Genomic DNA, 22,220 nt, shown 5'->3' on the forward strand with positions numbered 1-22,220 from the left:
TCTTAATAAAATTACCTATCAATCATTGTACCATTTTAATGTAACATTATCTCTATTATACCACTATAATGGTATAGGCATTTTCAATGTTTTTCACTAGCTTTTTACTTAGAGGTGAATCATATGTCAGACTTTTTAAAGCTAGTAGGCGAACAACTCCGTATTATTAGAGTATCTAAGGGGCTTAGTCAGGAAGAAGTAGCAGAAAAAACGGGGAAACTAGGTTTTAGTAAAGGACGAATCTCAAATATTGAACACGGGCAATCTAATATCACATTAAGCACTTTAGAATCGCTGATGAAAGCATTAGATATTATGCCTGAGGAGCTTTTTAATTTTCAAAAATTATCTGGTGTTACAGATATTGAAGAAAAGAACCTTGTGCTTGACATACATCGTTCAGTATTAAGGGAGCGCAATTTAGACGAGGTGAAATACGTAGTACGCATTACGAATGATTTTTTAAATACTATTGATTCACAATCAAAGAAAAACAGCTCCAATAGTCAATGACGTTGGAGCTGTTTTTGCAGCTAGCTAAAAAATATTTTTCGAAATTTCTTGATACACTGCTTTAATGCGGCTAATATCCACCTCATATTTATTTTCATATTTTCTAGCAATATTTTGGATGGGCTCCTTAGGCCCGTAGTAAATAATATTAAAATCATCATTACTGTATTAAAGCTTCACTTTATTCCATTCCAAACTTTTGACGATAACCACATTTTCTACACAGTTCCTCTACTGCTTCTCTACGTGAAAATCCGTCGACAATATTATTTGCACGTTCACCCTGAACAATATCAGTGAAGGATTTTTCGTTCACATTCCCCAAATTAATAACGCCCTCACCATCAAGACAGCACGGCACTACTGTACCATCTACTAAAATAGCGGCTTGGCTACGCAGCGCATGGCAAAAGCCTTTTCCTTCATCCTCAGGTTCCAGCAAGCTTGGCCACTTGAATTCATGATCCTGATTTAAATAAATATTATTAGCAATCTTTACACCTTTACCGGGTTGCACTTTTTCTTCGATGCGATAATCAAGATTATATTCATTTTCTAGAATTTCGAGCGTTTCACGATTTCTTCGTGCCGCAATATCCGTTACATGATCCCTTTGTAAATTCCATAAACGATATGAAATAATTGTATTATATTCTTTTGAAGCACGCACAAAATCCAAAATATCCCCTAAATATTTCTCACGATTTTCCGATCCTTCATGACCGTCGAAACTATGCAAAGAAAAATTGATTTGGCGTAAGGCTGGTTTCCCTAATATCTTTTCACGATTCTTTTTAATCAGTGTACCATTCGTTGTAATATTAACTTTAAAACCTTTCTCATGTGCTGCGTCAAGAAGCTGATCAATACGTGGATGTAAAAGCGGTTCCCCTTTTACATGCAAATAAATATATTTCGTGTGAGGACGTATTTCATCCAATATTTTATTAAATTGTTCCACTTTAATAAGTCCCTTTGCACGAGCCGTTGGAGGACAAAAGCTACATGCTAAATTACAGACACTCGTTATTTCTATATAAACTTTTTTAAATGTTCTCAACGTTGATTCACCGTTCCAGTTCTTTAATTATTAAAACTCTATTCATTTTAACAAATTTTACGATAAGGAACAGTTTTTCAGCCTCCATCCTCTCATATTATTTATACAATTTAGGGCTACATAAACAAGTATGCTTGAGAAAGATTAATAACTTAAGAGTAATGCTAAAATGAAGGAGGTGAAAATTATGCCTGATAATGAACATTCAAAGGATCCATCTAAAAATCATATTACCATCAATCTTACTATTAATATTGGCAATAAAGAAATCCATCTTAATCAAAGGGCTGAAAGTGGAGGACAAATCAATAAGGATGTAGGTACTAATGCCAACCGAGGCGGTCAAAATGCCATGAACGACAGTACTAGAAATATAAACTCCCAATTCGCCGATGAAAACGACAGAAGCGGTATTGCTGGTGACAATAATGATGAAGTGGCGGACAACAAGGAATAAAAGCAAAAGACAGCAGAGTAATCGACAGCGATATCCATTCATCTTCGAATCATAGTGAAAGTAGTGAAGATGAAAATGAATCCTCTCCATTGCTAGATGAAAATATAAACGAATAAAGTTTATTTAGATTCATCACGCCCAGTAGGAACGAAAATCACCACCCTCTTTATAACGATAAGCCTTTTTTTGAAACAGCAAAAACTTCTATCTGTAAAAATAGTTCATACCAACAGATAGAAGTTTTTTGATTTGGTTATCCAAAAGAATCACGTCTCACACATTGCGTTTATAATTTTTTGTACCATCATAGGAATAAAGCATTGGCTTTCCATCCACATATGTTTCTAAATGAACAGGACGACCCCATAGCTGATAAATATATGGCAAAACGTTTTCTAAATAGTGTGGATCGAGCTCCGTTCCCTCATAGCCATGCACTAAATAGAGTTCTCCGTTGCGAAGGTAATCTCCATTTTTAACGAAGATATATGGGAATCCCCCGTTTACACGCATCGATACGAGCTGATCTCGTACCATTTCATACTCCTTATCTGTAATACGGTATTCATTGCCCTTTTTCTGGAACAAATAAAGATCCTCTCGCTTTGCTAAATCCTTCGTTAAATAGTTACGGATAAAGGATATATCCGACTCTATCTCTCGAACCTCAAACATTTTCTCCCGTCCAGAGTTCGGTTGTACACCTAGCTTTCTCATCTCTTCCGTTGGATGATTATAGCGATCCTCAATATCCTCGAAAATTTTCACACCAAGGTAATAAGGATTAATAGATGTCTTTGAAGGCTGCACAACACCTGCATTTAATTTTGCATATTCAATTGTTTCCGCTGTTGTTAGTTTAAGCTCACGCATTATACGTTGATGCCAAAAGGAAGCCCAGCCCTCATTCATAATTTTTGTCTCTAATTGTGGCCAAAAATAAAGCATTTCCTCACGCATCATCGTTAATATATCTCGCTGCCAGTCCTCAAGCTCTCGACTATGCTCCTCTAAAAATAGCAATAAATCTTTTTCTGGCTGTGGCGGGAAGTGCTTTATTTTTCGCCTTACTGATTTATACTCTTTTTCCTTATCATCTAAACTCCATAGATCATCATACGGTGATTTTGCTTGAGGAATATCTTCTTCATATTCATCCTTTGTATTCCAAGACAATTTTGGCCGCAAAAGGGATGGATCGATATGCTCCTGAATCGCTAAAACCGCATCTAAAAATTGCTCGACTTCATCCTTTCCATATTCTCTTTCATAGCCAGCTATCCGTTCAGCTGTTGCAGTCATGCTCTCTACCATGTCTCGTCTAGTATTGGAGAAGCGTACATTATTTTTAAAGAAATCGCAGTGCGCCAATACATGCGCAATAATTAATTTATTTTGTGTTAACGTATTTGTATCGAGTAAAAATGCATAACATGGGTTTGAGTTAATTACTAGCTCATAGATTTGACTTAGCCCTAAATCATATTGGAGCTTCATTTTGTGAAACTGTTTACCGAAGCTCCAATGTGAAAATCGAGTAGGCATACCATATGCGCCAAATGTATAAATAATATCTGCCGGACAAATTTCATAGCGCATTGGAAAGAAATCTAAGCCAAAGCTTGAGGCAATTTCTGTAATTTCATCAATCGCTCGCTCAAGTTCTTTCATTTCCACTTTTCCGCCCCCTCCTTTGAACATGATTTAAGATTCACTTTTTTTGAAAAAGCTCTTTAAGGCATCATATACATCGCCTTTTTTTCTTATAATATGATACCTAAATTTGGGGTCATCTACTTTTTTGTAAGTATACATAAGTGTAGAAAAGCGGTTATGCTGATTGACTTCACCATATCCAAACATACTAGATACTTCCATTAATTCTGCCACTAGTTTCAGGCACTTTTCATTATCCATTGATATATTTTCACCATCTGAAAAATGTACTGGATAAATATTATAGCGAGAAGGATTATACTTTTCTCGAATTAGTTCTAATGCTTTTATATAGGCAGATGAACAAATCGTTCCCCCACTTTCTCCCCTCGTGAAAAATTCTTCTTCTGTCACTACTTTTGCTTCTGTGTGATGTGCAATAAACTCAATTTCCACGGTTTCATACTTCGAGCGCAAAAATTTTGTCATCCAAAAGAAGAAACTTCTAGCGCAATATTTTTCGAAGGAGCCCATCGAGCCACTTGTATCCATCATTGCAAGGACCACTGCTTTCGATTCAGGTTTTTCCACTGCATCCCAAGTTTTATAACGTAGATCCTCATTATGAATTGGTGTAATTTCTGCTTTTCCTTGCATAGCATTACGCTTTAGCGCATTGAGAATTGTGCGCTTTTTATCGACATTTCCCATTAAACCTTTTTTCCGAATATCGTTGAACTCAATTTTTTCCGTTTTAATATCCGCTTTTTCTTTCTGCTGTAGGTTTGGTAGCTCAAGCTCGTTAAATAACACATTTTGAACCTCTTCAATGCTTACTTCAGCTTCATAATAATCATGGCCTGGCTTGTCACCAGCTTCTTTTCCTTTACCATTAGCCTGATTGCCTCTGCTGGCATCACGCGCAACCACATCACCTACATTACTGTCTCCTTGTCCTTGCCCAACATGTTTGGAGTTATCATAGTTATATCGAATTTTATATTCATCAAGTGAACGTATAGGTATTTTAATTACCTCGCGACCATTGGACATGACAATACTTTCTTCACTAACTAAATCAGGTAAATTATTCTTAATAGCATCTTTTACTTTTTCCATATGCCGTTGCTGGTCCTGGTGCCCTTTACGATGGAGGGACCAATTTTCCTGAGAAATGGCAAAACGTTTATTTTCGTTTTCAGTCATTTTTATCCTCACCCATCTATCAAATTCGCTTTTTCTATACTATGCTAGTAAATCACTTTCTTGAACTTTTTTGGAGAAATCAATTTCACTTCGTGGTTACATCACTTATGGTAAATAATAAGTGAATGAAGATAAAAGGAGTGCCCTAAAATGGGACACTCCTATTCACTCCTATCAATAGTCTTATAGTTTCACTGAATAGGTCAAAGCCACTAACGATTTAACAGACTACCTACATATTGCAATAATTCGTTAGCAGATGTTGTATTATAGCCGTGTTCATCAACAAGTCTTGCTACAACTTCATTTATTTTCTTGAGCTGTGATTCATCCGGCATTTTTGAGGATGTTGTAATTTTCACGACATCCTTGAGATCCGCAAATAATTTCTTCTGTATTGCTTCTCGTAATCTTTCATGAGAATTATAGTCAAAACGCTTTCCTTTTCGAGCATAAGCAGAGATACGAATTAATATCTCTTCACGGAATGCTTTTTTCGCATTTTCCGAAATGCCAATTTGCTCCTCAATAGAGCGCATTAATTTTTCATCTGGATTCATTTCCTCACCAGTCAAAGGATCGAAAATTTTATTTTTATTACAAAACGCCTCTACATTATCAAGATAATTATTCATCAATGTTTTTGCAGACTCTTCATACGAATAAACGAATGCTTTTTGCACTTCATTTTTGGCAATGTCATCATACTCTCTTCGAGCAACTGCAATATAGTTCATATATTTTTCTCGATCTTCCTGAGAAATGGAAGCATGCTGGTCAAGCCCATCCTTTAGTGCACGCAAAACATCTAACGCATTAATAGATGGTACCTCTTTTCGGATAATCGCAGAAGAAATACGATTAATAATATATCGTGGATCAATACCGTTCATGCCTTCGTTTGGAAACTCTTTTTTAAGCTCCTCTAAGTCAACGGAATTAAATCCCTCCACATTTTCTCCGTCGTACAGTCGCATTTTTTTAATAAGATCCACACCTTGTTTTTTCGGTACTTCAAGTCTTGTTAGAACCGAAAAGATTGCTGCGGCCTTCAATGCATGTGGCGCAATATGAACATGTGCCATATCGCTTTCTTTAATCATTTTTTCGTAAATCAATTCTTCCTGACTCACTTTTAAGTTATACGGAATTGGCATGACAATAATACGTGAATGTAACGCCTCATTCTTTTTATTTGAAATAAATGAACGATATTCTGTTTCGTTTGTATGCGCAACAATTAACTCATCTGCACTAATTAATGCAAATCGCCCTGCTTTAAAATTACCTTCCTGCGTTAAAGACAATAAATTCCACAAGAATTTTTCATCAAGTTTTAACATTTCTTGGAATTCCATCATACCTCTGTTTGCCTTATTTAGCTCACCATCAAAACGATAAGCACGAGGGTCAGATTCTGAACCAAATTCTCCTATTGTCGAGAAATCAATGCTACCTGTTAAATCGGCAATATCCTGCGATTTTGGATCTGATGGCGTAAATGTTCCTATGCCCACACGTTTGTCTTCAGAAAAAGAAATACGTTCGATCATCACATTTTCAATGCGTCCATCGTACTCCTTTTCAAGACGCATCGTATTTAAAGGCGATAAACTTCCTTCAATTCGTATACCATACTCTTCGTAAAAATCATTACGCAAATGATGTGGAATTAAATGTAGAGGATCCTCATGCATTGGACATCCCTTAATTGCGTAAACTGCGCCTTCATCTGTCCGCGAAAATTGCTCAAGTCCGCGTTTCAACAAGGTCACTATTGTTGATTTACCACCACTTACTGGTCCCATTAATAACAAAATACGTTTTCTAACATCCAATCTTCGTGCTGCCGGATGGAAATATTCCTCCACCAGTCTTTCAATTGCTGTTTCAAGCCCAAAAATTTCTTGCCCAAAAAATTCATACATTTTTTGCCCATCGCGTTCCTCTACACCAGCACTTTTTATCATATTGTAGACGCGTGAATGGGCTGTTTGAGCAACTTCAGGTCTTTCCTTGATGATGTTTAAGTAATCTGCAAATGTACCTTCCCACTTTAGCCGATTTTCTTCTTCGCGATAGCTTTTCACTTTATCTAAAATGTTGATAGCCTTCCCTCCATTCAGGGCTTGATTTATAACATAGTATGAAGGAAATGACATTATGATACCCAATACTTTTTCTTTGTTGAAGTTTCTTCTTATTGGTTATAATTTTCCCCTGCTGGATAATAGATAAAATAATTATGGCTCTTCGGCAAAACGAGGGGTTGATTTCCGTCCCGGCTGGGCTCTTTTATCCTTCGTTCCTCTAACGCTGACCCCCAAGGAGTTGCCCAGCCAGAACGAAGATCAACTTATTTTCAACAAATGTTACTCGAAACAGTTATTGTTATATCTGATGATTTTTTTCACAAAAATTGCTCATTTCTACCGCTTTGTTTTCCCACAAAAAGTGCTGAATGAAGATAAAAAATTCGGTTATTCTAACTTTAGAAAGGAGGTCCATTATTGATTCGCCATTTTATATTCCTTTTATCATGGATGTTATTGTGGAGTTATACTCTCCCCACTGTTGCTTTAGCAAAAGAAGAACCCACCCAAGAAGAAATTGTGCAGCAACGTATGGCCTATTACGTACAATTTGACGAATTACTCATTCCGTGGCATTTCTTAGCAGCCATTGATCAATATGAACGAAATTTGCAATCAGTTCGTAAAGATATTCCAAAACGGGATGGTATCATTGCCATTCAATTTTCTGATGAATATTGGTCAGGTGCTTTAAATCCTGTAAGAGATGATATTCGCCCAGATACAATTAGTTACTTTGGCGGAATGGGGCTAGACGGCAATGGTGATGGATTTGCCAGTCCAAAGGATGATGCCGATACAATATTCTCCATGGCTACTTTTTTAAGTAAATTTGGAACAACTGATGAGGATTTTAAATTAGCTTTATGGGAGTATTACGGAAGTGAACAGGCCGTAAATCAAATCTTCACCATTTCCAAAATGTATAGTCATTTCAAAACTACTGATCTCGATGCCCACACATTCCCAATTCCTACTAATTACGATTATAGCTATCGTAGTACATGGGGTGCTAATAGGGGCTGGGGGGGACGCCGCATCCATGAAGGAACAGATATCTTCGCTAGCTATGGTACTCCTGTGCTTTCTACCTCTTATGGAGTGGTAGAAGTAAAGGGCTGGAACCAATTTGGTGGTTGGCGCATAGGAATTCGAGATAATCATAACTCATATCATTATTATGCCCATCTTGGTAGTTATAATAAGAAGATTAAAGTAGGGGATCTTGTCGAACCTGGGACTGTTCTCGGTAATGTTGGTAGCTCTGGCTACGGTAAAGAAGGGACATCAGGAAAATTCCCACCTCATCTTCACTATGGGATATATAAGTTCAATGGACGTACAGAATGGGCATTTGATCCATATCCATCATTATTACAATGGGAGCGACTAGCTAAAAAAGAAAAACAATAAAACATTTTGCTGAATGAAGATACATTTAGGAGCGCTTGGTGCACTTTTGCAGCAAGTGCTTTTTCATTAGGTAGGAAAAAATACTTAAAGATATTAAAAAAAATTCAAAATTGCACTTAAGACATATATTTTTTACTACCTACCTCATTAACATCAAAAAGTTATTGTACTAATAAAACTATTTTTAAAATTTACATTAAAAAGGTTTATTTCTATAAAGATTTAGTTATAAAATAATATTTGTACTATAACAATTTTTATTTTAAAGACCATTGAAAATTAGCATAAAGGGTGGGAAAAGATGAAAGGTATTTTTCAGTTTAAAACACTTAAAGCTCGAATATTAAGTTCATTTCTTCTTTTATTAGTATTAGTTGTTTGTTTTACAACCTATACTTACATTTCTAATAATAAGATGGAAAAACAAGCAGAAGATTTAGTGAAAGAAGATTTACAAGTCTTAACTGCAAGTAAAAACTTAGCAATGTCTATGAGTGTTCGTCTTTCTGCAGCTTTAAGTTATGTTGTATCTGGTGAAGAAAAATACATAGAACTTTTTAATGAGTATCGTCAAATTGCTGAGGAAAGTGTTAGTATTGTAGAGAAATACGAAAATACGCCTGAGCGTGCGGCGCTAGTAGAAATGGCACGTACATGGAGCAATCGCGTAAATGCCGAAGTATTCGATGTTTATAAAAAAGGTGATAGAAATTTAGCATTAAAAAATTTAACAGCTATGAATAATCTCGTAACCGAAGTTCTTGATGGATATGAAGAATTGGCCAATAAACGTTCAGATTCCATTACTAAGGTGGGAGATGACGTAGTATCAACTAGTTTAAACAATAAAACAGTTGGACTAATTGTTAGCATAGTATTGACAATCGCAGGTGTCCTAATTGCCATTGTCACTGCTAGAAATATTTCTAAGCCTATTACGATTGTCTCAAAGCGCATGAGTGAATTAGCGGATGGTAATTTGCAACATCAACTACTTCCAATAACTCATCGTGATGAGATTGGTCAATTAATGCTTTCCGCCAATGAAATGAATGAAAAATTAAAGCAAACGATAAGCTCAATCCATGCTGTTTCCGAAACAGTAGCAGCTAGTAGCGAAGAGCTGGCCCAATCTTCTAATGAAGTACAAACGGGTACAGAACAAATTACCGTAACTATGCAGGAGCTGGCCTCTGGCACAGAAACACAAGCATCTACAGCAGGTGATTTAGCCGAAACCATGGCTTCTTTCCAGCGTAGTATTCATGAAACAACACAGGAAGGCATTGAATTAAAAGAGCATTCAAGTCATGTACAAGATTTAACAACTACAGGTAAAGGCTTAATGATACAATCAACACAACAAATGGCAGCCATTAATGAAATAGTTTTAGATTCAGTGAAAAAAGTTGAAGGCTTAAATGTGCAGTCTGCTGAAATTTCCAAGCTTGTTTCTGTCATTGATGATATTTCAAACCAAACAAATTTACTTGCCTTAAACGCTGCCATCGAAGCAGCTCGTGCAGGAGAGCATGGTAAAGGTTTTGCAGTTGTTGCCGATGAAGTTCGTAAGCTTGCAGAACAAGTTCAATTCTCTGTTACTGATATTTCAACAATCGTCAACCGTATTCAAGGTGAAACAGGCAATGTAACAACCGCTCTGCAATCCGGCTATGAGGAAGTAAAAAGAGGAACCGCCCAACTAAATCAAACAAATGAAACATTTGAACAAATTTCGGAAGCAGTTGAGGAAATGATTCTTAACATAAATACCATTTCAAGCAATTTAAATAAAGTTGCTCAAAATTCTGAGTCTATCAATGTCTCTGTTGATGAAATGGCTTCTATTTCTCAAGAGTCTGCAGCTGGATTAGAACAAACAACAGCAACTGTAGAGGAAACAGCCGCTACAATGGAGGAAATTTCAAGGAGTGCAAATCAGCTCGCTGGTATGTCTGAAGAGCTAAATATTCAATTACAGCAATTTAAAATTTAAAGTACGAATGATTCTTAATATACAGTAGTTTGAAGAACTTAAACGTTTTGAGTCTCTAACGGAGATTTCTTTGGTACCCAAGTACTTCGTGGTAATACCGGATCACTTTTCTAGCTCACTCGAGCACTTTGAGGTGACACCTCGTCACTCTAGAATTATCCTAGAAGTTAAAAAGCTATCTCGACATTTTGTTCGAGATAGCTTTCTTTACTTCATATTATTTTATTGCCAATGTCTAATTGGAACCCTTTCAAGCTCATAACGTTTTATAATAACACTGATCTTCTTAAACCAATCCTCACATAACTCTAGTGCTTCTTGATACTCATCCTCTTCTCTGGATATAGGATCACTATTATCCATAAAAACATATTCTAGAATAGGGTCAGATAGGTTATCAGCTACAATTTTCAATGTCAATTGAGACACAGTGTTATACTCCGGGTCCTCTTCATCTAATCCTTCTTCCATATCCATATCTTCACCAAGTAATGAACCACTTATTAAGTTATTGCTTGTCCTTGCAATATACATTTCGTCCTCTACTATAGCAACTTCATATATTTTATTGAATGGGATTTCTTTTTTTATCAATTCCTCTTCTAAATCTTCTCGACTTACGAGGAAAAGTGTATTAGAAGGTTCATTTAATAATAAAGCACTTAAACAATCATTTGAGATGATGCAATGTGTATGAGGGATAGCCATAAGCTCTTCCTCACTTACCTCTTTCATTTCATTTAATTCATTGAAGTAGATATATCGCTCTTTCACATACCGAATAACCCCTGCTATTAATAGCCCTAAACCAATTAAAAAATATACGTTACTAAATGTAGCCGTTTCGACTGACTTCGCTAGTAATAAATAGATCATTCCAAGAAAAAAAAGAAAAAAGGTTTTCATCCATATCCCACCCTCAAAAAGATAATCGATAGGATTATTTCATCCATATTAATAGAAATTTTATTCTAACGATTATCTTTTCATTCTTAATTTCTATGGGAATTATCTTCGTTTCTAGCATCTACATCAAACTTTGAAACGGATTTTTCAAGTTCTTCTGCCATTCTGTTCAGTCTTAAAATAGAATGGAGAATATCTTGATTGTAGCTTTCTTGTTCGGTCAATTGCTCTTGAGTTGCATTTGACACATTCGACGAAAATTCAGATGACTGCTCCGTAGATTGCTTAATATTATTGACAGATGCTGCAACTTCCTCCGATGAAGCAGAAATTTGTTGAGATGCAGCCGAAATTTCACGAATTTGACTTGCAACTTCTTCTGATGAAGCGAGTATTTCTTTAAAGATTTCCCCTACTTCATTTGTAAACTCCATACCAGTCTTTACATCTTCTTTACCTTTTTCCATTACAGTGATAGAAGCGTTAGAATCAGCTTGGACTGTACTAATTAAATTGTATATTTCCGTTGCAGATTGTGATGTTTGTTCCGCTAATCGTCTAACCTCGTCAGCGACAACAGCGAAGCCTTTCCCATGCTCTCCTGCTCTAGCAGCTTCAATTGCCGCATTCAATGCTAGTAGGTTTGTTTGATCGGCTATTGCTGTAATAAGACTTACAATATCGCTAATTTTTTTCGTATTGATATGTAATCCGTTTATCGTTGTCCCTATTTGTTCAACAGAATCATTAATCAACTCCATTTGTGCAATGACTTGCCGAACAGCATGATTTCCACGTTCTGTAGCTTGAGAAGCAGAAATAGATAATTCAGCAGCTGTATTAGCAGAGTCAGTAATTTGCTGGATGCCTGTCGCTGCTTTCATATGTTCATCTGCTAAATCAGTAAAGATTTCACCCGCTTCATATACATCGTTCAAATTAGATGTATAGCCTAAAGCAATTAAAAACAGCTACAACGTAATATTGTAGCTGCTACTATAATTTTAAATAATCAATTACCCCTAAATGATTATTCATATTAAAGATCGTTATCTATTTAGTACCATGACTAAAACTGACGGTATGAATGATAAAGCAAACATGCATGAATACCACATAGATGTACGGCGTAATGAAAAACGCACTTTTTTCTTTTCTGCATAAAAAATATCTAACATAACTGAAGCAACAACAAGTGGGATAGTAACACATGCGATAGCAACTAATAAAATGTCTAAACCAAACATAAAAGCACCCCTCTGTTCGTGAACATTTATTTTCCATCTTTGTGACAACTTTATGTCAATATCAGTGTACACAATTTTGTCACAAGTTGTCAATTAGATTTAACTAAGAAAAAAATGCTTTTTGTAGAAAATTTTCATCACAACAAAGGTATTTATGCAAGACCTTCAAAAAAAGCAGCTACAAATTCGCAGCTGCTTTGTTAATCATTAATATATTGGCTATTCACTAAAATTTCCACTTGATTATTCAAGAAAGAACGCTATGACGACGTCTCGACTTAACGCTTCTTTTTAATAAAGAACAGACTTTAATATTGAGCCATTTTACTCTTCTCTATATTTATATGTCAGCCCTCTTAAAAAATTTCTCACAAAGCGATCGCCACATTCTTTATAGTTACGATGACTTGGACTTCTTAAAATGGCACCTAATTCGCCTTTCGAAACGCTAACGCCTCCGTCATATAAAATATCGAGCATCTCCTCACTCGTTAAGGCTAAAGCAATCTTCACTTTCTTTAATAGCATATTATTAGGGCTTTCTTTCCCAGAAACAGGTAGTGGTCCTTCTGGCTGACCAGACTTAGGCTTTTGCGGCCCTCGTTTAAATGTAATAAATCCATTTAAAAATGCCTCTACCATTTTATTATTACATTTGATGTATTCTTCTGGTGCTTCTTCCTCATCATTAACTTTAATAAGCATGTTCAATACTTCTTCCTTCGTAAAGTCCATGCCGCCTAACTTAAAAATTTCAACCATATCTTTATTTTTGATATCTAATGCATATCTTAAACGAATTAAAATATCATTGTTCGTCATTTAAAAAACCTCCATTTTGACTGTAAAAGCGCTTCTAACAATCCTATCCTCGAAACTGAAGCATTACTTTATTATAGCAGAGACATTCACAATTTTAGCTAGCTTTCCAAAAGTTACTTTACTATAGTATTTAGAATGTGCATTTTACTTTTTAACATGTATGATTAGCTAACTCTCGACCATTCTAATCTCAAGGAGGTGAGATAAATGGCTAATCGTAGTTCAAATAAGCTTCTAGTTCCCGGTGTACATGAAGCTGTTGATCAATTGAAATATGAAATCGCACAAGAATTTAATGTACAATTAGGGCCAGAAGCCTCTTCTCGTGCAAACGGTTCAGTCGGAGGAGAAATTACAAAACGCCTCGTAGAAATGGCTGAAAAACGTTCAAAAGGTTTATTATAATAATAAATTTCAAAAAGAACGAATCCCTTTTTTAAATTGGAATTCGTTCTTTCATGTTTTCATTATTTAATTTCAACCGGTTGTAAAGCCTTGCTTGCCCCTTTTAGAGTTAGCATAACGATAAAGGAAATGCAATATAAGGCAGCTAAGTAGATCATTACGACTGTCATATCATAACTTTGTAGAATATAGCCGACAAAGATCGGTGAAAATCCTCCAATTGCTCTACCGAAGTTAAAAATTGTGTTTGTAGCTGTACTTCGAATTTGCACCGGATAGAAGCTACTAATTAAAGCTCCATACCCTGCGAACATGCCATTTGAGAAGAAGCCGACAATCGCACCACCGATTAAAATTGCGACACTTCCTGTGGCATAGGAGTATAAAAACACAGCACATGCGGAAGCAAGTAAAAAGAAACCAAATGCACGCTTTGCTCCAAATCGGTCCATAAATCGACCAAATGTTAGCATCCCGATAATCATGCCTACTGCTGTGCTAATTGTCCAAAGTGCCGAGCTTGAAACGGAAAGACCTTGAGATTTTTGCAACATAGACGGCAACCAAATCATTAAGCCATTGTAACCAGCAATTTGAACTGTTGCCATAACGATTAATGTGATGGTCGTCATCGATGTTCGCGGCGTTTTAAATAGTTGTGCCAGCTTACCTTTTTCATGTTGCTTATCGATTTTTTTATTTTTCTGAGCAGCCAACCACTCCGGTGATTCCTCAAGATTTTTTCGTACAATAAAAGCAAAAATTACAGGTACCACACCAACAAAGAATAAAGCTCTCCATCCTAAAGTAGGAAGAATAACGGCACTTAGTAATGCTGCTAAAATAACTCCATATTGAGCACCTACACTAACATATGAAGAGGCTCTTCCTTGCTTATTCTTCGGCCAAGCCTCGGCAACAAGCGCCATACCAATGCCGTATTCGCCCCCTGCACCAAGACCTGCAATAAATCTATAAATATAAATTTGTTCAATATTTGTTGCTAATCCAGTTAGAGCTGTACCAATTGCAAACAACAAGATGGTATAAGTAAACACTTTTACCCGTCCATACTTATCAGCTAAAACCCCGAAAATAATACCACCCAACAGCATACCAATATTCGTTATAGAAGATATCAACCCACCCGTTGCGAGATCAATGTTAAATTCCGAAATAATCATTGTCATCGCAAAGGAAATAAACATAATGTCCATTCCTTCCAACGTTAAACCAGCTACTGAAGCTACCACTGTTTTCTTACGATAATCCATTCTTACTATCCTCCAGTTTTCATTGTTAAAGATCTCTTTTAGCCTATTTGAGGGAATGGATTATTCAATTCTTTTCCATTCTCTTTTGAAGCCTCACGGGACTCCCTTTAAAAGAGGTATATAAATCAATTTCGCCTTGGCGTAATTGCGTCCGGATTTTGAATTGTGCGGGCACAATTCATTCCTTTCAAAATCCGTGACATCCGCCGGAGGCTTTATATTCATTCAGCAGGTATTGGGACACCCACTAAAAAGGAACCACATCTGCATTCATCTCACCACCTTCAAAGGTGGGAACCTTCTGCTGAATGAATATAAAAAAGCCCTTCTGTCACAGAGGACAAAAGGGCATGCAAAAGCAAAGATATTGTTAGCTTTAAAAATATCATGTAGCCCTTTTCAGCCTCTCTGGACCGTATTAAAGGAAATTTATTTCGTTCATTTATGTCGTTCTACATTCTATAAGATTATTATTGAAAAAGCAATGTATTTTTAAGAAAAGAGATAAAAAATATCGAAGGTAAATTGAGATCACCCCTAAAAGTTAGACAATAAAGTGGTTTGGGATGAACATCGAATTGTGTTTTAATGCTAATTTTTAATATCACGCTTTCGAAAACCAATAAAGCTGATAATCATTAATCCTACCCCAATTGCACTTAATAGGAATAATGGCATAAAAGTTGCTTCCTCTATAGGTACATGCGGAACATGACCAAATGGAGATAGCTTTCCTAACCAATTAGGAAATTGAATCAAGTTTCCTAAATATAGGACAATAAATGAATACATTAAATAAAACCAAATCAAATGGGTAAGCCTTGGTGAAAATCCATTAAGTACTGCAGTGATACCAATCATGACAAGTATTGCTGGGTAAAATACAAGAGCTGAGCTATAAACCATGCTGAATTCAAGACCATGTTCTACAACTGCTGTACCAGCTGCCCATAGACCAATTGCAGTAAGAGAAATCATCACAAAACTATTCACAATTGCTAGTATTAAGTATGATCCAATTAGCTTAGTCCTCGATACAGCCCTACCTAATAAATGCTCCAGACGCCCCTTTTTTTCTTCGCTACGAAGTTTATTCATAGCCAAGAGAGGAGGAATTGTTGCAATTAGGGAGATGACTACCATTAATGTCGGAATAAATTGTTCAACTAATGATGCACCTTCTTCTTGCTGCAACAATTGTTGATACATTTCATTTCCTTTAAAAAAGGATTCCAAATCACCAAATATAGATCCATAAGATGCTCCAAGTATAAATAAGCCAATTGCCCATGCAATAAAGCCTGTTCGCTGTAATCGAAATGCTAGACCAATTGGGCTTTGTAAAAGGCGAGATGCATTACTTTTCCCTGGTTTTGATGCTATGAACCCTTGTTCTAAATCGCGAATACTATTTAGGTAAATTGCAATTATAAATAACAGGATAGCAAAAGCCAGCATTAATAATATTGGCCCCCAATTATTAGATGAATATACTTCTGCTTTCGATACCCACCCTAATGGAGAAAGCCATGATAATTGTTCATTACTTATATCAGTGATAGCTCTAGAAAGATAAGCAAGAAGTAGTACTGCAACCGACCATCCAATCGTACCTCGGGAACTTTCAGAAAGTTGGGCAAAAATCGCTGTCACTCCTACAAAAATGAACCCCGTTCCGCCTAACGCAGCACCATAAAGTAAGGATCCTTCTAAATCCATACTTTCAATTCCTAGTACATATAATCCAAATCCTATAAATAATGCTAAAACTATAAATGTACCACTTGCTACAATAAATGATGCATTTAAATAAGAAAGGCGCCCTGATGGTAAAGAACGAATCATTTCAATGAGACCGTCTTCTTCATCTGCTCTTGTATGTCGTGTGACAAGTAAAATAGCCATTAAACCAACAATTACCGCAGTTATAATGAGCATTTGATGAGCTGTCATTGCACCAATCGTATAATTTTTTAAATCACCAGTTCCTACCATTGCCGTTATTGCGGGATTAGCCATTGTTTCAGTAACGGTATCTCTATCCTGTTGCGTTTTATATAAACTTTCAAAAGCAGGAGGTACGATTAATGTGAGCAACGTTATTCCAACTATCCATAATGAAACTCTTGTTCTATCTAAACGGAAAATTAATCGAGATAGTTGACCTGTATTCGCAAATCTATTTTGATTCATTAATGGACTTCCCTTCTGCATTATTTTTGCTTTCATAGTGACGCATAAATAAATCTTCAAGAGTAGGTGGTGCACTTTCCAATTTTACAATTCCAAATTGACTAATATGTCTGATGGCACTGTCCAGTTCTTCCGTATCAACTTGAAAGGTCAAACCTTGATTAGTTTCTTTTATATCATGTATTCCTTGTAACTTACTTAATGATGAAATAGGTTTCTTTGTCTCAACAAGGATATGTGTTCTTGTTAAGTGACGAAGTTCATTTAACGATCCGGTTTCTATTATTTTACCTTGTCGAATAATTCCCACTCTATCACACAATTTTTCTACTTCAGAGAGGATATGACTTGAAAGAAGTACACTTTTCCCTTTATTTTTAACCTCTTTAACACACTCCTGAAAAACTTGTTCCATCAGCGGATCAAGGCCCGAGGTTGGTTCATCTAAAATATACAAATCTGCATCTGATGAAAATGCCGCAATTAATGCAACCTTTTGTCGGTTTCCCTTAGAATACGTTCGGCATTTCTTTGTTGGATCTAAATCAAATTTTTTTATTAATTCTTCTCGTCTGCTTTTATTATTGGTTCCCCGTAATTTAACAAATAAATCAATTACCTCTCCACCTGTTAAATTAGGCCATAAATTAACATCACCTGGTACATAAGCCACTCTCTTATGGATTTCCACTGCTTCATCCCAAGCATCTTTACCAAATAATTTAACTTCTCCATCAGTCGCCTTTAAAATACCAAGTAATATCCGTATCGTCGTTGATTTGCCAGCTCCATTAGGACCAATGAATCCAAAAACTTCCCCACTCCGTACCTCAAAATTAACGCCATCTAAAGTTGTAACCTTCCCAAACTTCTTCGTTAAATTTCTAACTTCCAACACGCTCATGATCCATCCCCCTTATTTGTAAAAACTATATTTCAGAATCTTGGAATATTTACCCCATTCTTCGAGATACTCTTCCCTAACTTCTTCAAAGCTGTTTAATTGATTCATTACTTTTTCCCCAAATCCGAACATTGTCCAATTAAGAATATCAATCGCTTTTTGAATATCGATGTCCTCACGAAATTTAGAGTAGTCTATATTCTCATATATTTTTGTAACTCCCTCTTCGAAAATAGAATTAACTTTTTGTTTAATATCCTCCTTCACCTCATCAGATTCCTCATGGACTGAAGAAAAAAGAAAATCAAATACCAGAGGGAATTTTCTTTGTATATGCAATTTTTTTAATCCTAATTTCTCAATTCTTATAAATATATCCGTTTCATTCAAATCTATATGCCCATAAATTTTCTCAATGACTTGAATAGAGTATTCAATTAAATATATATAAAGATCTTTCTTGCTATTAAAATAATTAAATAATGAACCTTTGGAGATTCTTGCCTCTTTTACAATTTCATTTGTTGAAGCTTTGTCAAAACCACTTTGCACAAATTCTTTTATGGCGGCATTAATAATACGCTCTTGTTTTTCTGTTTTTAGGCTGTTAAATATGGAATTAATGATAATTATCTCCCTTCTATAATGACCAATGTGGTCATATTTAATTTAACAAAAAATGACCATTGTGGTCAAATGAAAATTAAAAGGAAAAAAGGACATGATTTTCTTCCTGTCGCACTGTCTTTTACATCATCTGGTATAAATTTCTTGACCGAGTTCTCTAGTCTTTTATACGGATAAAGAAGAGATACGGTACTTTACAAAACTATATTAGGCAACAAAAAAGAGGGGTTTTTTGCCCCTCTTTGCTATCTATCGTCATTCAACATTGTTTGATCCAAAGTTATCAAGCAATGCACGCACTTCATCTGTTGATTTCGTATTCATCAATTGATTTCTTAATTCACCAGCTCCACGGAATCCCTTAACATAAATTTTGAAAAAACGATGAAGCCCTGTGATGGAACGTGGTAGTTCTTCCGCATATTGATCTTGAAGATCAAGCTGCAGTCTTAAAAGATCAAGGTACTCTTTACTGCTATGCTCTCTTGGCTCCTTTTCAAAAGCAAAAGGATTTTTAAAAATACCTCGCCCGATCATAACGCCATCAATGCCATATTGTTCAGCAAGCTGTAGCCCAGTTTGACGGTCAGGAATATCACCATTAATTGTTATTAGTGTGTTTGGTGCGATACGGTCACGTAATTTTTTGATTTCCGGAATTAGCTCCCAATGCGCATCTACTTGACTCATTTCCTTTCTTGTACGTAAATGAATAGAAAGGTTCGCAATATCCTGTTTTAAAATATGCGTTAGCCATTCTTCCCACTCATTTACATCGTTAAAGCCAAGTCGTGTTTTCACGCTGACAGGCAGTCCGCCCGCTTTTGCTGCTTGAATAAGCTCTGCCGCAACGTCTGAACGCAAAATAAGGCCACTACCCTTCCCTCTCGATGCCACATTCGGTACAGGGCATCCCATATTAATATCAATGCCTTTAAATCCTAGCTCTGCCATGCCAATACTCATTTGCCGGAAATATTCGGGATTATCTCCCCAAATATGTGCCACCATTGGTTGTTCATCTTCTGTAAAAATCAAACGGCCACGCACACTTTTCATGCCCTCTGGATGACAATAGCTATCCGAGTTTGTAAACTCTGTAAAAAATACATCCGGTCGACCTGCTTCACTTACTACGTGACGAAAAACAACATCTGTCACATCTTCCATTGGTGCAAGTACAAAAAATGGTCGTGGTAAATCACGCCAAAAATTATCTATCATTTTCAAACTCAAATCCTCTCAATATGGATACAACTTCAAACTCTTGGTCATAAAATATAAAGCCCAATGTTCCACTTCTTTTACACTTATATCATGTTCAATAACTTATTATCAAACACAAGTACATTTGGTCATTTATAAATTGTAAAAATTACAAATTTTTATTTTAACGAAAATCGATTCTAAATGGTATGTTTATAAACAAAAAGCAGATGGCATAGATTTTTGAACTGAACCCCGAATAGTGGACACTTTATTCCAAAAACATAAAAAAGCAATTCAAGATAACGGTTAATTTATCATAAAGCAATCGAATTATAAACCCTTTGATATCAAACCCACCTTCTTGAACTTATTATAATGTTCTGATACCAATATTATGAGGTGTATAATTTTCATCACATAGATCAAAAGTAACCTCTTCTATTCAAGCATAAGATTCAACTAAAAACCCTTCCATGCTTACACAAAAAAGGATGGAATATTCACTCCATCCTTTCAGAGTTCTATCATTTACTAATCAATCACCCGAGCAACATTCCTACCACAAGTCTTGCATTTCCCCTTCAATACAGGGGCATTTTCTCCCTCTTGTATCGTGTACTTCACAATTTCCGTTACACCACAATTGCCACAAAATACGTTTTTCACGAGCATTTCTCTGATATCCTTCGGGATAGAGAGCCATTTTTTTGCTGCGTTCATTATGATCGCTCCTTTAGAGTCAGTTCCGTAACAACCTCCACATGCGTCGAATGCGGGAACATATCTACAGGTTGAATTTCCTGCGTTTGATAACCCCCATCCTCCAAAATTCGGAGGTCACGTGCTAATGTAGCTGGGTTACAGGACACATAAACAACACGCTTTGGACGTTGCTCTAAAATTGTTTTTAGAAGCGCCTCATCGCAGCCTTTGCGCGGTGGGTCAACTACTAGGACGTCTGCTTCTTTGCCTTCCTTATACCAACGTGGAATAACTTCCTCTGCTGGGCCGGTCTCGAAATACGTATTCGTAAAGCCATTTAGTGCTGCATTGCGTTTAGCATCTTCGATAGCTTGTGGAACAATCTCAACACCCATAACAGCCTTTGCTTTTTGTGCAAGGAATAATGAGATGGTACCAATTCCACAGTAAGCATCAATTACTCGTTCATCACCCTGTAAGTCAGCGTAATCTAATGCTTGTTTATATAGGACTTCCGTTTGTTCAGGGTTTACTTGATAAAATGAACGGGCTGAAATTTCAAAGCGAACGTCGCCAATTGTATCGATAATAACGTCCTTGCCCCACAGGTTCACGGTTTCATCACCGAAAATAACGTTCGTTTTGTCGCTATTAACGTTTTGCATAATTGATGTTACATTCGGAACAAGCTTCTGGATTGTTCCAACCGCGGCTTCTTTTTGCGGGAATTTTCTCTTTTTAGTTACGAGAACAACCATAACTTCACCAGTTGCTCGTGCTTTACGAATAACTACGTGGCGCAGCATTCCCTCATTTGTTAGCTCGTTATATGGTCGAATACCTATTGTCGCTAGTTCCTTTTTCAAGCCTGCAAGAATAGCGTCCGCTTCACCTGTCTGAATTAAACAACGCTCCATATCCACAATGCTATGGGACTTCGTTTTGTAGAAACCAGCAATGGCTTGTCCTGCTTCATTTGAGGAGAAAGGTATTTGTGCTTTATTACGGTAATGCCAAGGCTCTTCCATACCCTTCACAGGCAGAACAGGCGCATCAATTTTACCAATGCGCTGCATGACATTACGCACCATGTTTTCTTTCCATTTTAACTGCCCTTCATAAGACAAGTGCTGTAATTGACAGCCGCCACATTGCTTGAAATATTCACAAGGCGCATCTACACGATCTGGTGATGGCTTAAGAATTTCTACAACCTTCGCAAAGCCATAATTTTTTAACGTTTTTAAAACATGTACTTCCGCCGTTTCATTAGGAAGTGCACCTTGGATAAATAATGGATAGCCATCGACCTTTGCGACGCCATTGCCATCATGTGTTAAATCTTCTATATAAACTGTTAGTCGGTCATTCTTTTTCACGGGTGCTGACATTCGTACATCCTCCATTTCAATCTCTTTATTGTAGCATGTTGCGGCGGATGAAAAAAGAACAAGGCTTCATATTAACTGCTCGGGCTTGTCGAGAATGTGATCAGGTCTGGTTCTGAACTGCTCGGGTATGCAAAAAAGTGATCGGC

At 36.4% G+C, this 22,220-nt stretch carries 20 protein-coding genes; 5 read left to right on the forward strand and 15 right to left on the reverse strand.

Translation table 11 applies throughout. The annotated features are described in order from the left end of the window. The first annotated feature begins 123 nt into the window (after positions 1-123). Positions 124-513, forward strand: a complete 390-nt coding sequence (locus ACQKMV_RS17525; RefSeq protein WP_427505472.1) for a helix-turn-helix domain-containing protein — start codon at positions 124-126, stop codon at positions 511-513. 181 nt (positions 514-694) lie between these two features. On the opposite strand, the gene ACQKMV_RS17530 is transcribed toward ACQKMV_RS17525, so the two are convergent. After that, complete coding sequence (locus ACQKMV_RS17530) at positions 695-1,573, reverse strand: radical SAM/SPASM domain-containing protein (RefSeq protein ID WP_427505474.1); 879 nt, start codon at positions 1,571-1,573, stop codon at positions 695-697. Between the two features lie 187 nt (positions 1,574-1,760). Between ACQKMV_RS17530 and ACQKMV_RS17535 the strand changes: the two genes are divergently transcribed. After that, positions 1,761-2,030 carry a hypothetical protein gene (locus ACQKMV_RS17535; protein ID WP_427505475.1) on the forward strand — a complete coding sequence of 90 codons (270 nt, stop codon included), beginning with the start codon at positions 1,761-1,763 and terminating at the stop codon, positions 2,028-2,030. 273 nt (positions 2,031-2,303) lie between these two features. On the opposite strand, the gene ACQKMV_RS17540 is transcribed toward ACQKMV_RS17535, so the two are convergent. From ACQKMV_RS17540 to ACQKMV_RS17550, 3 genes are all read right to left on the reverse strand, one after another. Then, positions 2,304-3,707 (reverse strand): SpoVR family protein, encoded by a 1,404-nt coding sequence (locus tag ACQKMV_RS17540; RefSeq protein ID WP_427505477.1) that lies wholly within the window; start codon positions 3,705-3,707, stop codon positions 2,304-2,306. A 27-nt stretch (positions 3,708-3,734) separates the two neighbouring features. Further along, positions 3,735-4,892 carry a sporulation protein YhbH gene (gene yhbH, locus ACQKMV_RS17545; RefSeq protein ID WP_427505478.1) on the reverse strand — a complete coding sequence of 386 codons (1,158 nt, stop codon included), beginning with the start codon at positions 4,890-4,892 and terminating at the stop codon, positions 3,735-3,737. A gap of 212 nt (positions 4,893-5,104) precedes the next feature. Next, positions 5,105-7,000, reverse strand: a complete 1,896-nt coding sequence (locus ACQKMV_RS17550) for a PrkA family serine protein kinase (RefSeq protein ID WP_427505526.1) — start codon at positions 6,998-7,000, stop codon at positions 5,105-5,107. 402 nt (positions 7,001-7,402) lie between these two features. Between ACQKMV_RS17550 and ACQKMV_RS17555 the strand changes: the two genes are divergently transcribed. Next, positions 7,403-8,398 (forward strand): M23 family metallopeptidase, encoded by a 996-nt coding sequence (locus tag ACQKMV_RS17555; protein WP_427505479.1) that lies wholly within the window; start codon positions 7,403-7,405, stop codon positions 8,396-8,398. Between the two features lie 301 nt (positions 8,399-8,699). After that, positions 8,700-10,394 carry a methyl-accepting chemotaxis protein gene (locus ACQKMV_RS17560; RefSeq protein WP_427505481.1) on the forward strand — a complete coding sequence of 565 codons (1,695 nt, stop codon included), beginning with the start codon at positions 8,700-8,702 and terminating at the stop codon, positions 10,392-10,394. A 222-nt stretch (positions 10,395-10,616) separates the two neighbouring features. Here ACQKMV_RS17560 and ACQKMV_RS17565 read toward each other — a convergent pair whose 3' ends face one another. The 4 genes from ACQKMV_RS17565 to ACQKMV_RS17580 all read right to left on the reverse strand — a co-directional run bounded on the left by ACQKMV_RS17565 (position 10,617) and on the right by ACQKMV_RS17580 (position 13,369). Then, positions 10,617-11,300: a hypothetical protein gene (locus ACQKMV_RS17565; protein ID WP_427505483.1), complete on the reverse strand. Its 684-nt coding sequence runs from the start codon at positions 11,298-11,300 to the stop codon at positions 10,617-10,619. A gap of 86 nt (positions 11,301-11,386) precedes the next feature. After that, entirely contained in the window at positions 11,387-12,238 is an 852-nt protein-coding gene (locus ACQKMV_RS17570) for a methyl-accepting chemotaxis protein (RefSeq protein ID WP_427505485.1), read from the reverse strand. 111 nt (positions 12,239-12,349) lie between these two features. Continuing rightward, positions 12,350-12,547, reverse strand: a complete 198-nt coding sequence (locus ACQKMV_RS17575; protein WP_427426544.1) for a hypothetical protein — start codon at positions 12,545-12,547, stop codon at positions 12,350-12,352. Positions 12,548-12,871: 324 nt separating this feature from the next. Further along, complete coding sequence (locus ACQKMV_RS17580) at positions 12,872-13,369, reverse strand: DUF1456 family protein (protein WP_427505486.1); 498 nt, start codon at positions 13,367-13,369, stop codon at positions 12,872-12,874. A 207-nt stretch (positions 13,370-13,576) separates the two neighbouring features. Here ACQKMV_RS17580 and ACQKMV_RS17585 point away from each other — a divergent pair, with 207 nt between their 5' ends. After that, entirely contained in the window at positions 13,577-13,774 is a 198-nt protein-coding gene (locus ACQKMV_RS17585) for an alpha/beta-type small acid-soluble spore protein (protein WP_049668804.1), read from the forward strand. Between the two features lie 62 nt (positions 13,775-13,836). On the opposite strand, the gene ACQKMV_RS17590 is transcribed toward ACQKMV_RS17585, so the two are convergent. From ACQKMV_RS17590 to rlmD, 7 genes are all read right to left on the reverse strand, one after another. Then, the gene (locus ACQKMV_RS17590) at positions 13,837-15,048 is read right to left on the reverse strand and encodes an MFS transporter (protein WP_427505487.1); all 1,212 of its coding nucleotides are present in this window, start codon (positions 15,046-15,048) and stop codon (positions 13,837-13,839) included. Positions 15,049-15,639: 591 nt separating this feature from the next. Beyond that, positions 15,640-17,241, reverse strand: coding sequence for an ABC transporter permease (locus tag ACQKMV_RS17595; RefSeq protein WP_427505489.1), 1,602 nt, complete (start codon positions 17,239-17,241; stop codon positions 15,640-15,642). Continuing rightward, complete coding sequence (locus tag ACQKMV_RS17600) at positions 17,228-18,145, reverse strand: ATP-binding cassette domain-containing protein (protein WP_427505490.1); 918 nt, start codon at positions 18,143-18,145, stop codon at positions 17,228-17,230. Before ACQKMV_RS17600 ends, ACQKMV_RS17595 begins: the two co-directional genes overlap by 14 nt. Before the next feature lie 12 nt (positions 18,146-18,157). Next, positions 18,158-18,814, reverse strand: coding sequence for a TetR/AcrR family transcriptional regulator (locus tag ACQKMV_RS17605; RefSeq protein ID WP_427505528.1), 657 nt, complete (start codon positions 18,812-18,814; stop codon positions 18,158-18,160). A gap of 213 nt (positions 18,815-19,027) precedes the next feature. Continuing rightward, positions 19,028-19,996 carry a tRNA dihydrouridine synthase gene (locus tag ACQKMV_RS17610; RefSeq protein WP_427505529.1) on the reverse strand — a complete coding sequence of 323 codons (969 nt, stop codon included), beginning with the start codon at positions 19,994-19,996 and terminating at the stop codon, positions 19,028-19,030. Between the two features lie 516 nt (positions 19,997-20,512). Then, positions 20,513-20,701, reverse strand: coding sequence for a hypothetical protein (locus tag ACQKMV_RS17615; RefSeq protein WP_415732260.1), 189 nt, complete (start codon positions 20,699-20,701; stop codon positions 20,513-20,515). Beyond that, the gene (rlmD, locus tag ACQKMV_RS17620; RefSeq protein WP_427505491.1) at positions 20,701-22,074 is read right to left on the reverse strand and encodes a 23S rRNA (uracil(1939)-C(5))-methyltransferase RlmD; all 1,374 of its coding nucleotides are present in this window, start codon (positions 22,072-22,074) and stop codon (positions 20,701-20,703) included. The genes ACQKMV_RS17615 and rlmD overlap by 1 nt, the downstream gene beginning before the upstream one ends. Positions 22,075-22,220 lie beyond the last annotated feature (146 nt).

Origin of the sequence: Lysinibacillus sp. NPDC094403, from assembly GCF_050278745.1 — a bacterium.
Classification (GTDB): domain Bacteria; phylum Bacillota; class Bacilli; order Bacillales_A; family Planococcaceae; genus Lysinibacillus.

Bases quoted from the DNA above. Each gene is read 5' to 3' on its own strand.
- ACQKMV_RS17525 (WP_427505472.1), top strand. From the start codon at position 124: ATGTCAGACTTTTTAAAGCTAGTAGGCGAACAACTCCGTATTATTAGA.
- ACQKMV_RS17535 (WP_427505475.1), top strand. From the start codon at position 1,761: ATGCCTGATAATGAACATTCAAAGGATCCATCTAAAAATCATATTACC.
- yhbH (WP_427505478.1), bottom strand. From the start codon at position 4,892: ATGACTGAAAACGAAAATAAACGTTTTGCCATTTCTCAGGAAAATTGG.
- ACQKMV_RS17560 (WP_427505481.1), top strand. From the start codon at position 8,700: ATGAAAGGTATTTTTCAGTTTAAAACACTTAAAGCTCGAATATTAAGT.
- ACQKMV_RS17565 (WP_427505483.1), bottom strand. From the start codon at position 11,300: ATGAAAACCTTTTTTCTTTTTTTTCTTGGAATGATCTATTTATTACTA.
- ACQKMV_RS17575 (WP_427426544.1), bottom strand. From the start codon at position 12,547: ATGTTTGGTTTAGACATTTTATTAGTTGCTATCGCATGTGTTACTATC.
- ACQKMV_RS17580 (WP_427505486.1), bottom strand. From the start codon at position 13,369: ATGACGAACAATGATATTTTAATTCGTTTAAGATATGCATTAGATATC.
- ACQKMV_RS17585 (WP_049668804.1), top strand. From the start codon at position 13,577: ATGGCTAATCGTAGTTCAAATAAGCTTCTAGTTCCCGGTGTACATGAA.
- ACQKMV_RS17590 (WP_427505487.1), bottom strand. From the start codon at position 15,048: ATGGATTATCGTAAGAAAACAGTGGTAGCTTCAGTAGCTGGTTTAACG.
- ACQKMV_RS17595 (WP_427505489.1), bottom strand. From the start codon at position 17,241: ATGAATCAAAATAGATTTGCGAATACAGGTCAACTATCTCGATTAATT.
- ACQKMV_RS17600 (WP_427505490.1), bottom strand. From the start codon at position 18,145: ATGAGCGTGTTGGAAGTTAGAAATTTAACGAAGAAGTTTGGGAAGGTT.
- ACQKMV_RS17610 (WP_427505529.1), bottom strand. From the start codon at position 19,996: ATGATAGATAATTTTTGGCGTGATTTACCACGACCATTTTTTGTACTT.
- ACQKMV_RS17615 (WP_415732260.1), bottom strand. From the start codon at position 20,701: ATGAACGCAGCAAAAAAATGGCTCTCTATCCCGAAGGATATCAGAGAA.
- rlmD (WP_427505491.1), bottom strand. From the start codon at position 22,074: ATGTCAGCACCCGTGAAAAAGAATGACCGACTAACAGTTTATATAGAA.